At 40.0% G+C, this 13,199-nt stretch carries 13 protein-coding genes; all 13 read left to right on the plus strand.

Annotated features, from left to right (window positions below; all coding sequences use genetic code 11):
• Positions 1 to 39 precede the first annotated feature (39 nt).
• The 13 genes from V7K45_RS03335 to V7K45_RS03395 all read left to right on the plus strand — a co-directional run bounded on the left by V7K45_RS03335 (position 40) and on the right by V7K45_RS03395 (position 13,169).
• Positions 40 to 1,020: an isopenicillin N synthase family dioxygenase gene (locus tag V7K45_RS03335; RefSeq protein WP_335000359.1), complete on the plus strand. Its 981-nt coding sequence runs from the start codon at positions 40 to 42 to the stop codon at positions 1,018 to 1,020.
• A 37-nt stretch (positions 1,021 to 1,057) separates the two neighbouring features.
• On the plus strand, positions 1,058 to 2,044 hold the full coding sequence (locus tag V7K45_RS03340; RefSeq protein ID WP_335000361.1) for an isopenicillin N synthase family dioxygenase: 987 nt from the start codon (positions 1,058 to 1,060) through the stop codon (positions 2,042 to 2,044).
• Between the two features lie 64 nt (positions 2,045 to 2,108).
• A complete protein-coding gene (locus V7K45_RS03345; protein ID WP_335000363.1) occupies positions 2,109 to 3,290 on the plus strand; it encodes a hypothetical protein in 1,182 nt (393 codons plus the stop codon).
• Positions 3,291 to 3,349: 59 nt separating this feature from the next.
• Positions 3,350 to 4,858 carry an MBOAT family O-acyltransferase gene (locus V7K45_RS03350; RefSeq protein WP_335000365.1) on the plus strand — a complete coding sequence of 503 codons (1,509 nt, stop codon included), beginning with the start codon at positions 3,350 to 3,352 and terminating at the stop codon, positions 4,856 to 4,858.
• A gap of 30 nt (positions 4,859 to 4,888) precedes the next feature.
• Positions 4,889 to 5,611 (plus strand): class I SAM-dependent methyltransferase, encoded by a 723-nt coding sequence (locus tag V7K45_RS03355; RefSeq protein WP_335000367.1) that lies wholly within the window; start codon positions 4,889 to 4,891, stop codon positions 5,609 to 5,611.
• Between the two features lie 23 nt (positions 5,612 to 5,634).
• Positions 5,635 to 7,473, plus strand: coding sequence for a carbamoyltransferase family protein (locus tag V7K45_RS03360; RefSeq protein WP_335000369.1), 1,839 nt, complete (start codon positions 5,635 to 5,637; stop codon positions 7,471 to 7,473).
• A 5-nt stretch (positions 7,474 to 7,478) separates the two neighbouring features.
• Positions 7,479 to 7,886, plus strand: coding sequence for an SxtJ family membrane protein (locus tag V7K45_RS03365; protein WP_335000371.1), 408 nt, complete (start codon positions 7,479 to 7,481; stop codon positions 7,884 to 7,886).
• On the plus strand, positions 7,886 to 8,050 hold the full coding sequence (locus V7K45_RS03370; RefSeq protein WP_190233927.1) for a DUF5989 family protein: 165 nt from the start codon (positions 7,886 to 7,888) through the stop codon (positions 8,048 to 8,050). The genes V7K45_RS03365 and V7K45_RS03370 overlap by 1 nt, the downstream gene beginning before the upstream one ends.
• 10 nt (positions 8,051 to 8,060) lie before the next feature.
• Entirely contained in the window at positions 8,061 to 9,350 is a 1,290-nt protein-coding gene (locus tag V7K45_RS03375) for an SGNH/GDSL hydrolase family protein (RefSeq protein ID WP_335000375.1), read from the plus strand.
• A 25-nt stretch (positions 9,351 to 9,375) separates the two neighbouring features.
• Complete coding sequence (locus tag V7K45_RS03380; RefSeq protein WP_335000377.1) at positions 9,376 to 10,464, plus strand: SGNH/GDSL hydrolase family protein; 1,089 nt, start codon at positions 9,376 to 9,378, stop codon at positions 10,462 to 10,464.
• A gap of 38 nt (positions 10,465 to 10,502) precedes the next feature.
• Complete coding sequence (locus tag V7K45_RS03385; RefSeq protein ID WP_335000379.1) at positions 10,503 to 11,462, plus strand: hypothetical protein; 960 nt, start codon at positions 10,503 to 10,505, stop codon at positions 11,460 to 11,462.
• Between the two features lie 69 nt (positions 11,463 to 11,531).
• On the plus strand, positions 11,532 to 12,458 hold the full coding sequence (locus V7K45_RS03390; RefSeq protein ID WP_335000381.1) for a hypothetical protein: 927 nt from the start codon (positions 11,532 to 11,534) through the stop codon (positions 12,456 to 12,458).
• A gap of 27 nt (positions 12,459 to 12,485) precedes the next feature.
• On the plus strand, positions 12,486 to 13,169 hold the full coding sequence (locus V7K45_RS03395) for a radical SAM protein (RefSeq protein WP_335000383.1): 684 nt from the start codon (positions 12,486 to 12,488) through the stop codon (positions 13,167 to 13,169).
• The last annotated feature ends 30 nt before the right edge of the window (positions 13,170 to 13,199 follow it).

The raw sequence follows: 13,199 nt of genomic DNA on the forward strand, positions 1-13,199 counted from the left end.
TTTTCAAAATTACAGATTACCAAGAGGAATTTTTAACCAATGAACCCAATCAAAGAACGTGAATCCCAAGTAATTGTTTCCACACAGATTCCTGTAATTGATTTCCATCCATTTATGGTTGGTGATATTGCTGCTAAAGAAACAGTTGCCAATCAAATCTCGTGTGCTATTCAAGAAATTGGATGTTTTTACCTCGAAAATTGTGTACCTCAGACCTTAGTTGAGCAAGTTTTCGCTCAAGCGCAGACTTTTTTCGCATTACCACAGGAGAAGAAAAATCAAGTAAAACTTGCTCCAGGAGCTAGTCGAGGCTATGTTGTGCGTGGTAAAGAGAGGGTATTGCTGGAAGCATTCAATTTTGGTTTAGATGTTGCGCCAGCAGAAGCGGGTGTAACTCCTCAGCAGTTTGGTGAACCGAATCAATGGCCTGAAGACCAAATAGAGTTTCGCCAACTGCTATTAGAATTTTTTACAACTTGTCGTGATGCGTCTTTTAGTATTTTACAGGCACTGGCGATCGCCTTAAAACTACCAGAGTCCTACTTTACCGATTTCCATCTAGAACGCAACTTCAACACCTCTATAAATCACTATCCATCTCTACAGCAATCTCCTTCCCTCGGTGAGACGCGGTTTGCTGAACATACAGATTACGGTAGTATCACCTTAATATTTCAAGATGAGACGGCTGGATTAGAAGTTTGCAACGATGCTGGAGAATGGATTGCAGCCCCCTTCGCCCCTGGAAAAGTTCTAGTTATCCTTGCAGATTTAATGCAGCGCTGGACAAACGATAAATTTCCCGCCACCAAACATAGAGTTCCTCTACCTTCCAAATTCCCTAGTAATCCCAGGTACTCGATTATCTATTTTGAGTCTCCCGATTACGATGCTGAAATTACTTGCTTAGAAAATTGCGTCAAGGCAAACGCAATTCCCAACTATCCACCAATTCGCACTCATGAATATATTAATCAAGTCGCTACAGGAAGTTATACATCGGAAAGCATAAAATCGTAACGTTTTGAAACGCAAAGGTACGCAGAGTTTTTTAACGATGATCTCAATCAATGAACGTTCAAAAGAATCTATTGTTTCAATGCCGATTCCTGTCATTGACTTCCGTCTATTTTTGTTGGATGACACGGTTGCTAAAGAATTAATTGCCAATCAAATCGCCAGTGCTTTACAGGAAATGGGATATTTCTACCTGAAAAATCATGATATTTCCACGACTCTAATTACTCAAACCTTTGCTCAAGCCAAGCGTTTTTTTGCACTGCCGTTAGAAGAAAAAAAACAGATAGCTTTAACAGAAAACTGTCACCGAGGATATATTCCTATGGGTAAGTCAAGCATACTTAGTGAACAATTTTACTTTGGTAGAGAAATGAATCCAGAGGAATTGGATAAGCTAGATCATCCTTTTCACCAACCGAACCAATGGCTACAAAATCAACCAGAGTTTCGGGAAAGAATGTTGCAATTTTTCACAGCTTGCCACACAAGTACGCTGAAAGTTCTTGAAGCCCTAGCCATTGCTTTGAAACTGCCAGAGTCCTATTTTGCCGAGTTACATTCTGAACAAAATCATGCTATGGGTTTGCATCACTATCCTGGTGCATCTGAACTTCCGCAATCCCAAAATATTCGCCTGGGAGAACATACAGATGGAAATACTATCACCTACGTATTTCAGCATGAAGTAGAGGGCTTAGAAATTTGCACAAAAACTGGAGAGCGAGTTCCAGTCCCTTTAATTCCTGATACGGTTGTCGTCATGGCAGGAGAAATTTTGCAACGATGGACGAACGATAAAGTGTATGCCACAAAACACCAAGTTGCAATACCCTATGTATCCCGACACATCCAACCAAGATATTCATTTGCTTTTTTTGCGTCTCCTAATAACGATGCCGAAATTGCCTGTCCTGAAAATTGTTTAGGTGCAAATGAAACTGCAAAATATCCACCCATTCTCACAAGCGATTTTTATATCCAAAGAAATAATAATACATCAATTTTAACTTCCTCTAAAAATTAGACATCCTTCTCTCTGCGACTTTGTGTCTCTGCGTGAATTAAAATAATTTCTTCAAAAACCGACAATGAATATAGATATTCTGAAAAAAGTAGTACCAAAACCAGTAGTTATGTTTTTTTATAGCATAATCTTTCTGCTTGCTTTGATTTTGACCTCTGGATTCATCAATACCGTTTTACCCTCTTCTGTTACTCCTCAAAATCTTGGTGATATTAGTACTAAGTTTCAATATTTTGCTGAACACAAAGATGATTATGATGTTATTTTTTTGGGCCCAAGTACTACATATCAAGGAGTTATCCCCAAAGTATTTGATGAAACAATGACATCTAATGGTAAGAGTATTAAGTCTTTCAACTTTGGAATCATGGCAGCCAATGCAGTTGAGATGGATTTTTATTTGCAAAAGATTTTAGCTTTAAAGCCAGCAAACTTAAAATGGATATTTTTAGATTGTTTAGTTGACTTTTTTATGGAGGAAGCACCGACTGCGGCTAAAAATGTTTACTGGCATACCCCTGTTAAAACAATAGAAAATTTTCAACTAATTTCTGAATCAACCTCTACTTTAAAAGAGAAGATTAGCGGTTTTTACGCAAATTCAGTAAGCTTTCTATATCGATCCCTAGGTATTGGTTATTTCTCTAATTTTTGGCAGCAAAAATCTGAAGTATTACCAAAAGGAATATCTGCTGAAAAATTAATACAGGAAGCTGGATATTATGCAATGGACTGGTTGGAAAATAGTGCAAAACGGAGAGAAATTTTTATATCAAATTACTTAGAAAGTTATGAAGAACAACTAAAGCAATCAAAATCAGGAGCTTTTTTTAGAGGAAATATATCTACATATCCACTTAATTCCTCTATAATTAAAATTATTCAAAAAATAGCCTCTAGAATTGAGAGCCAAGAGGAAATAGGTCAAATTAAAGTTAAACCTATTTTCTTAATTCCTCCAGTCCTAAATACTGATTTTAATAATTCTGCTATTACAACAGCTTACAATATAGGATATATTTCGACTTTATTTGCTTTTAATAAACCTAATACTTTCACCACTTTATATGAAGTCAATCGCCGAGCCGATGGGAGGCATTTAAATCAACAAGGCGCTCAAGAATTCACCCGTATTTTGGCAGCAGAGTTTGCTAAATATCTGAATTCATCTTCAAACGATCTATATAATCAATCCCTTGTATCTAAAAGCCAGCTAATCACAGAAAAATCCTACAACCAAACATGAAACAAATATCCTCTACTCTTTAGTTTCTGTTTTTAGTTAATTCACATCTGAGAATCAATATGGTTTTTACAGAATTTCGTTTTATCTTTTTCTTTATTATTATTTTTTGTGTCTACTGGGCTTTACAGAAACACAATCATCGTAAATCATGGTTGCTAGTCTGTAGTTATATTTTCTATGGTGCTTGGGATTGGCGCTTTCTTTCCTTGCTTTTACTTTCGACAGTCGTTGATTACTTTGTCGGTTTGATGCTGTCTAGACCACAATCCGAGGGTTCAATAGTAGGACAAGAAATTCAAACAAGCGAGGTAGTACAACACAGATTTTCTTGGGATGTACTGCTGAATAAACCAATGAATCAGCAGCAGCGCCAAGGATGGTTGGCACTCAGTTTAATTGTAAATTTAGGTTTATTAGGATTTTTTAAGTACTATAACTTCTTTGCTGACTCTGCCTCAAATGTATTAAGTTTTTTGGGGCTGCCTATTAGTATTAACACCCTTAAAATTATTCTTCCAGCAGGCATTAGCTTTTACACGTTTCAAACTCTGAGCTATTCAATTGATGCGTATCTAGGTAAAGTCAAACCTGTTAGAAGTTTTTGGGATTTTTCTCTATTTGTATCTTTTTTCCCTCAATTGGTTGCAGGGCCCATTGTCCGCGCATCTACTTTTTTGCCTCAACTACTAACTCCAAAAAGTTTAAACAAGGTTGATTTTCAGGGATGTTTAACGCTTTTTCTGGTGGGATATTTCAAGAAAGCTTGTATTTCGGATAATCTTTCTCCCTTGGTAGACCAGTATTTCACAAATCCACAGATTTATACAGCTTTAAGTTGTTGGATTGCCGTAATTTCTTTCGCTATACAAATATACTGCGACTTTTCTGGCTATTCAGATATGGCGATCGCCTGTGCAGGTTTACTTGGATATAAGCTACCTCTCAACTTTAATTTTCCCTACTTTTCTGCAAATGTCACTCAGTTGTGGCAACGTTGGCACATTACGCTTTTCACCTGGCTGCGAGACTATATTTATAGCCCTTTGATGAAAATGCGGCCAAAAGAAGAACGCACAAAAACCTTTAGTTCTAGAAATATTCTGATTCTGATGCTTACCTCTGGATTCTGGCATGGTGCAGCTTGGCATTTTGTCGTTTGGGGGGGATTGAATGGCATTGCTTTAATTGTTCATAAAGAATGGTCATCCTGGATTGCTCCCTATAAGCGATTCCAGACACTTAGAAATATCTTAGGTATCCCCCTCACGTTTTACTGGTTTTGTGCTTCTGCAATCTTCTTTCGGAGTAACAATATCATCAGTGCTGTGCAAGTGGAGAAAAGCTTTTTATTCTTTAATTCTTCTGGATCTCAAAACCTAAACATTCAAGTTGGATGGGTTTTTATACCTTTAGTTATTATGCACTGGGCAGCTTATAAAGGTTGGTTCGCAGACTGGTGGCAGAAAATTCCTAAATGGAGCTTTGCGGTTTTCTATGGAGTGTTAGTTTCAACCATACTTCGGTTTGCAGCAATCAATCCTCAACCCTTTGTCTACTTCCAATTTTAGTAACCTTTAGCATTTTTCCTATTAAAAACTATGAGCAAGAATACTATTTTACATCCCATAAAATCTTTTTTTGATTATGTGTCATTTAATTTGCAATATGAATTAATGCTTTTATCGTATCGAGGTAAAAACAGAAAAGAAGTTTTTAATGATATATATTATCGTAATAGGTGGGGTGATCGCGAATCTATTTCTGGCAGAGGATCTAATCTTCAGCAAACATCGGTCATCATAAAAAAAATACCAGTTTTACTAGAGAAACTTAATGTCAAAACAATGCTCGATGCTCCTTGTGGAGATTTTTATTGGCTAAAAGAAGCACAACTGAATATAGATAAATATATTGGATGTGATATTGTTGCCGATTTAATTACCGACAATCAACGTTGTTATGGCAATGAAGCCAGAGAATTTATTAATCTTGATTTAGCAATAGATCCACTGCCAAAAGTCGATTTGATTTTCTGTAGAGATTGTCTAGTACATCTTTCATTTAAAGATGCTATTGCTGTAGTTAAAAATTTTAAAAAAAGCAATTCTACATATCTTTTAACTACAACTTATCCGGCAATACTTGAAAACAAAGATATTGTTACGGGTGATTGGCGAGCAATCGATTTACAATTACCCCCTTACAACTTTCCTGATATGCTCGAAATCATTGATGAAAAAACGACTGAAAGAAAAGACTATCCACAGAAGAGTTTGGGTTTGTGGAAATTGAGCGATATAGAGTTAGGGAATAGGGAATAAATAATAGGAGTTTTATATAAAAAATGCGTATTCTGGGAATTTCAGCTTATTATCACGATAGTGCCGCCGCCTTAGTTGTGGATGGTGATATTGTTGCCGCCGCACAAGAGGAGCGTTTTTCCCGCAAAAAACATGATGCGAGATTTCCTAAAGGTGCGATCGCCTATTGTCTCAAACAAGCAGGTATTGGATTATCAGAAGTAGACCAAATCGTTTTCTACGATAAGCCATTGGTCAAATTTGAGCGACTTCTGGAAACCTATCTCGCCTACGCACCCAAGGGATTAGGTTCCTTTATTGCAGCAATGCCAGTTTGGTTAAAGGAAAAGCTTTATCTCAAAACGCTATTAAAAAAAGAACTGGCGACCCTGGGAAATTGCAAAAAAACGCAATTACCCCAACTTTTATTTACTGAACATCACCAAGCGCACGCCGCTTCTGCCTTTTTTCCCAGTCCCTTTGACCGGGCGGCGGTGCTGTGCCTCGATGGAGTCGGAGAATGGGCAACCACCTCGGTTTGGTTAGGAGAAGACCACCAACTAACTCCCCAATGGGAAATTGATTTTCCCCACTCTTTAGGGCTGCTTTATTCTGCCTTCACCTATTACACAGGTTTCAAGGTCAACTCTGGGGAATACAAACTCATGGGTTTAGCGCCCTACGGTGAACCCAAATATGTAGACCATATCCTCAACCACCTTTTGGATCTTAAAGAAGATGGCACATTCCGGTTGAATATGGACTACTTCAACTACACCACGGGGCTAACCATGACTACCCCGAAATTTCATCAATTGTTTGGTGGTGAACCACGCCAAAGCGAGGGAAAACTCACCCAGCGAGAAATGGATATAGCTTGTTCCATCCAACACGTTACCGAGGAAGTCGTTTTGCGTTTGGCAAGAACGGTTAAGAAAGAACTGAATACAGACTATCTCTGTTTAGCTGGTGGTGTCGCCCTAAATTGTGTCGCCAATGGACGCATTTTGCGAGAAACAGATTTTCGAGATATTTGGATTCAGCCAGCAGCCGGAGACGCAGGGGGAGCAGTTGGGGCAGCATTAGCTATTTGGCATCAGTATCATGAAAAGCCGCGCATTCCTCACGATGGGGATGCCATGCGGGGAGGCTATTTAGGCCCTTGTTATGGGGAAACAGAGATTCGAGACTATCTCCAGTCTGTGAATGCACCCTACCAATATCTAGAAGATGACAAACTCATGCCTGAACTTGCTGAAATTCTAGAGCAAGGGAACGTTGTGGGTTGGTTCTCTGGCAGGATGGAGTTTGGCCCGCGAGCTTTGGGAGGTCGTTCGATCATTGGCGATCCTCGTAATCCCAAGATGCAATCGGTGATGAACCTGAAAATTAAATACCGCGAATCCTTCCGTCCCTTTGCCCCTTCTGTTTTAGCAGAACAGGTTTCCAACTACTTTGAGCTTGACCGACCCAGCCCTTATATGCTTTTGGTTGCACCAATCAACAGCGAACTGCGGATTTCTATGACACCAGAACAGGAGGAGTTATTTGGCATTGATAAGTTAAACGTGAAGCGATCGCAAATTCCCGCCATCACTCATGTAGATTATTCCGCTCGGATTCAAACGGTTCATCAACAAACTAATCCTCGCTACTATGAACTGCTGCGACATTTTCAGGCAAAAACGGGCTGTGCAGTTTTGGTAAACACATCATTTAATGTCCGGGGTGAACCAATTGTGTGTACCCCAGAAGATGCCTATCGCTGTTTTATGAGAACGGAGATGGACTACTTGGTATTAGAGAACTTTCTCATCGTCAAATCGAACCAACCCCAGGGACAAAAAGATGAGTCTTGGAAAACAGAATTTGAATTAGATTAACGCCGATGAACGAAATACAACAACTCGATCGGAAAGGACTACGAGATTTTGGACTGCTTGGCGGTGCGATCGCGGCAGGATTATTCGGTAGTGTGCTGCCCTTGCTCCATCACGAACCCTTACCGATTTTACCTTGGGTAATTGCTAGCATCCTTTGGGTTTGGGCGCTGATTGCCCCCGCTACACTCAATGGTGTTTACCAAATTTGGATGAGAATTGGACTAATTTTAGGTTGGATTAATACGCGGATAATCCTCAGTATTATTTTCTATACCTTAATTACGCCAATCGGTCTAGTGATGCGAGGTGTGTTTCATCATGATGCGATGGCCAGAAAGCTAGATGCTGACGTAAAAACTTATCGCATTATCAATCAAGTTAAACCTATAAACAAAATGGAGAAACCCTTCTAATGCTTGAAACAACACAAGACTTGCTGAAAGATTTATGGGGATTGCTGAAAGAACGCCGCAAATTCTTCCTGCTACCACTCATCGTCACACTATTACTCTTAGGTATCTTGATTGTGTTCGCACAGTCATCCGTGCTTGCACCATTTATTTACACACTATTTTGAGGAATGTGAGGTGGTAACATCGGCATTATCATTAAAGCGGTGGGTAGCGGTGATGCTGACCCTAGTTTTATTGCTAGGCGGAATTGTCTTAGGGCTGGCGGTCGTAGAAATTGGCTTACGCATTGCTGGCGTTGAATACAAGACATTTTATACCTTTGATGAACATAGAGGTTGGGCAGGACGACCTTATGCGGCTGGGTGGGTGCATGACGAAGGGGAAGCTTATATCCAATACAACAGTGAGGGTTTTCACGACCGAGAACATTCCCCAGTTAAGCCAGAGAATACCATCCGTATTGCCTTGTTGGGAGATTCTTTTACAGAAGCACGCCAACTGCCACAAACACAAGGAGTCGCCGCCGTCATCGAACGTGAACTGAAAAATTGTCCCACTCTAGCAGGTCGTGACGTAGAAGTGATGAACTTCGGAGTCAATGGTTATGGAACCGATCAAGAACTAATCACCTTACAGGAAAAGGTCTGGAATTATTCACCGGATCTCATACTCCTGAATTTTTATCCTGGCAATGATTTGATCAACAACTTCCGCCCTCTCACCGAAAAAATGGTGAGTCAGACTGCTATGGATAATAGCGCCCTTATGAAACCCTATTTTGTCGATCGAGATGGTGATTGGGTAGTTGATGACTCGTTTGTGAATATGGATATTTATCGCTCACAAAAGTCATGGTGGCATCAGGCTTATCTCCAATTTCAAGACCGTTTACGGATTTTGCAGCTTCTCAAACAAGCAAAATACGCTTTACCACTTCCTCATCAAGATAATAAAAAACAAGACCTCCAATTAGCAAGCAAGCCTGTAACACTGTCTCCGTTCACTGACCCTGAATGGCAGAATTTCTTGAAGCAAACAGAATGGCTGATATATAACACCGCAACTGATTCTGAATGGCAACAAGCATGGCAACAAACAGAAAGACTAATTAGTTTAATACATAATGAAACAATTGCTAAAAAAGCGAATTTTGCTGTAGTAACGCTAACAACTCCCCTGCAAGTTAATCCCGATCCTATCGTGCGCGATCGTCAGGAAGTGTCAGGGTTAACAGATTGGTTTTACCCAGAAAAGCGGATTGCAGCATTAGGAGAACATGAAGGTTTTACTACTATTAATCTAGGAGAATATTTTCAGGCTTATGCCCAGCAGAATAATGTCTGCTTACATGGATTTGATAATACTTTTCATTGCGACGGGCATTGGAACGCTTTGGGACATCAGTTAGCAGGGGAGATTGTGGCTAAAACACTGTGTAAACAATTCGTAATTCGTAATTCGTAATTCGTAATTATAAGAGTAAGAATTGATGCAAAAAATAAAGCCTTGGCTACAAAATTTATTGCTCATGCTGGCTGGAGTTATGGTTGGGCTGTTAATCATCGAAACTTTTGCCATTACTACTGGAGTTGCTGCCCCACAAAAGTCCAAGGCGCAAATTTTTTATCAATTCATTCAACCGGATGCTCAATTAGGCTACAAACCTAAATCAAACCTGAAGGACTTCAAAACTGTTTGGCAAGAAGCAAAAGTTACAGAAGTTGCTAATACAGATAGTCATGGATTTCGCAATATAGGGAGAGATTACACAAAATCTAACTTGTATTTTATTGGAGATTCATTTACATGGGGTCAATGGGTCAGTGAGGAAAAAATATTTCCCAGACTTGTAGAATCAGAATTGCAGCAGCCAGCAATTAATTTAGGTGTTCCCGGTTATTCTTTTGCTCAATATGAAACATTATTTAATGAATGGATCGCCAAATATAAACCTCAGAAAGTAATTTTATCTATAGTTGCTAATGATTTAACTAATTATTCATCTGACATTGGTCAAAGGATATATAATACTCTTAAAGAAAGAAGTTTTTCGCCTTGGTATGAAAAAACATTTCTGTACCAGTTTGTTTTGAAAAACAACAAAAAAAGCTTGCAAGCATCAATCGGAAATCCTATCTCTAAAGAAGCAAAAAATGGTTTAACTCTATTTAATTTATCGCTGGCAGCGCCTGAGTCAGGAGTTGGTGTAGATAGTGATTATTTGATATCTGATGGTGTTATCAAAGTAGAAGCAGCATTATCACGAATCATTAAATTGACCAAAGAAAATCAAGTTAAGCTGTTTGTTTTTCTTGTACCTTCAAAAGAATCAGCCTATATCAAAGATTATGTCCAGTTATTTCCTGAGAATGTAGGTTTACTCAAAAATGAAGAGATTGGCTATCAGCGTTTATGTGATATTGCAGAATCACAAGATGTAACTTGTGTCAATCTAACTGATGATTTTAGAAAAAATAGCACGCCAGAAAAGCTTTACTTTGATATTGATGGTCATTGGAATTCTGCGGGACATAAATTAGCTGCCAAAGTAATTTTAAAGACTTTAGATAATTCGTAGTTTGTAATTCGTAATTCGTAATTCGTAATTAAATGACAATGAGCCAAACAACCACAGAGGAAATACCTAACGATATGCCACCGCTTGAAATGGAAATTCAAGACGCTTCTGTACGTATGCCCTATCCTCCACCAACCCCATACCCGATGATGGGGGCTGCTTCGTTAGGAGATATGCCATCCTTTGCGATGGATGGCGAAAATCTTGGAGGGTACTCTCAGTATGGTGTTGCTGCCACTTCGGGGGCAGAAAATCGGCTGGATGTCTTTAGCGTTGGCAAAGATAGCGCTATTTACCAGAAACAATGGAATGGCTCAGTCTGGAGTGATTGGGAAAGACTGGGGGGCTACTGTGTTTCTGCACCAACTGCGATCGCCAGAGGAGAGAATCGGATTGATACCTTTGTGATTGGAGGCGATCGCTCTGTCTATCATAAAAGCTGGGATGGTTCAAACTGGAGCGATTGGCTAAATCTTGGTGGATATTCTCAGTATGGTGTCGCGGCTGCTTCTTGGGGAGATCGGCTGGATTTGTTTATCGTCAACTGGGATGGAGCTATATACCAAAAGTCTTGGGATGGCTCAACTTGGAGCGATTGGGAAAGGCTGGGGGGCTACTGTATTTCAACACCAGCTGCGGTTTCTTGGGGATTAAACCGGATTGACACTTTTGCTTTGGGTAGCGATCGCGCCATCTATCAAAAGTATTGGGATGGTTCAAGCTGGAGTGGTTGGGAAAAACTTGGTGGCTATTCCCAGTATGGTGTTGCGGCTGCTTCTGGAATTGAAAATCGCCTAGATATTTACATCATTGCTCGTAATGGTGCTGTGTACCAGAAGTACTGGGGCGGTTCTAATTGGGTTGGGTGGAATAATCTCGGCGGCTACTCTATTGCTGCGCCGGCTGCGGTTGCTTCGGCTCCAAACCGCGTTGATACTTTTGTGTTGGGTAGCGATCGCGCAGTCTATCACAAGTGGTATGCAATAAGGGTCAGTTAAGGCTTAACTCTTTGTCAAAGTCAGTTTTTTTAACGAACCGCAAAGAACGCAAAGGAAGAAAAGAGGCCAATGACAACCAGTTTTCCAACTACAGCAGCAATTTCTCAGGATCGGGGTATGCCATTTCCGGCGATGAGTCCCGCCTCTAAAGAAGATATGCCAATATTTTCTACGGATGGGGAATATTTAGACGGATACTGCCAATATGGTGTTACAGCCACTTCTTGGTCAGAGAATCGGCTGGATGTTTTACTCACAGCCAGTATTGGCCCTTTATGGCATAAGTGGTGGGATGGCTCAACTTGGAGCGATTGGCAAAGACTTGGAGGATACTGTATTTCCTCGCCAGCTGCGGTTTCTTGGGGATTAAACCGCATTGATACTTTTGTTTTAGGTAGCGATCGCGCTACTTACCGGACATGGTGGGATGGTTCAAAATGGAGTCGTTGGGAAAACCTTGGCGGGTATTCCCACTATGGTGTCGCGGCTGCTTCCGTTGGTGAGAATCGGCTAGATATTTTTGCCATTGGGATTGATGGTGCGCTGTACCACAAGCGATGGAATGGTTCAACCTGGGATGAGTGGGAAAATCTCGGAGGGTACTGTGTTTCTGCACCAGCTGCGGTTTCTCACGGGATAAACTGCATTGATACCTTTGTTTTAGGTGGAGATGGTGCGATTTATCATAAGCAGTGGAATGGCTCAACTTGGAGTGGTTGGGAAAACTTGGGAGGGTATTGCCAGTATGGTGTCGCTGCTACTTCTGTTGCTGCAAATCGGCTAGATATCTTTACTGTTGGCTGTGATGGTGCAATGTACCGCAAGAGTTGGGATGGTTCAGTCTGGAGTGATTGGCAGCATCTTGGTGGTTACTGTACTTCTGCACCGGCTGCGGTTTCTCGCGGGAGAGACTGTATAGATACCTTTGTTGCAGGTGGCGATCGCGCCGTATACCACAAAGCACTCCGGTTAGAAATCAGCGATCGTGTTGAATAACTGTTGATATTTTAGGAGTTCAAAACGATGTATATTTATCAAGTTGAAATTTCCAATTTTTGTAATTTAACTTGCTCTTACTGTCCTCATCCATCTCAAAGTAGAGCAAAAGGAAATATGTCATTTTCTACATTTGTAGATGTTGTGGAATTAGCAATACAGTGTGGACAAAAAGATTTATTTCTTAATAATTTTGGAGAACCCTTACTTCATCCAGAATTATTCGATTTTATCTCTTATGCGAAAACGAAAGGAATTGAATGTAATTTTATCACCAACGGTATACTCCTTGATGAGGAAAAGGCATGGCGCTTGTCTGAATTAGGTGTGCGTGACATTTATCTGTCAGAACATCTTGCTGGGCAGAAAGAGCGTATTCAAGAAATGTTTCAGGAAAAGTCTATTCCTTTGTCTATCGTCTATACCTATAATCCTCATCAGCAAGAAAAACATGATTGGGCTGGACAAGTTAGTTCTAAAACTACATCAGGTCGAAGCTTAACTAGTACGATAGAAAAGTATAAACCTTGCATTTTTGAAGCGAAAAAGCGAGTTGTAGTTTTATGGGATGGAAGCATCAATACCTGTTGTATAGATGTAAACGGAACAGGTATTGTTGGTTTTGTTAAAGATTATCTTGGTAAAACAGATGAATATGAATTTAATGCAATTCCACTATGCAGCACTTGTGATTTAATGCGTGAAGAATAATTGACTTGTTTTAGAAAACAGAAACGTTAT

Origin of the sequence: Nostoc sp., from assembly GCF_036917375.1 — a bacterium.
Classification (GTDB): Bacteria; Cyanobacteriota; Cyanobacteriia; order Cyanobacteriales; family Nostocaceae; genus Nostoc.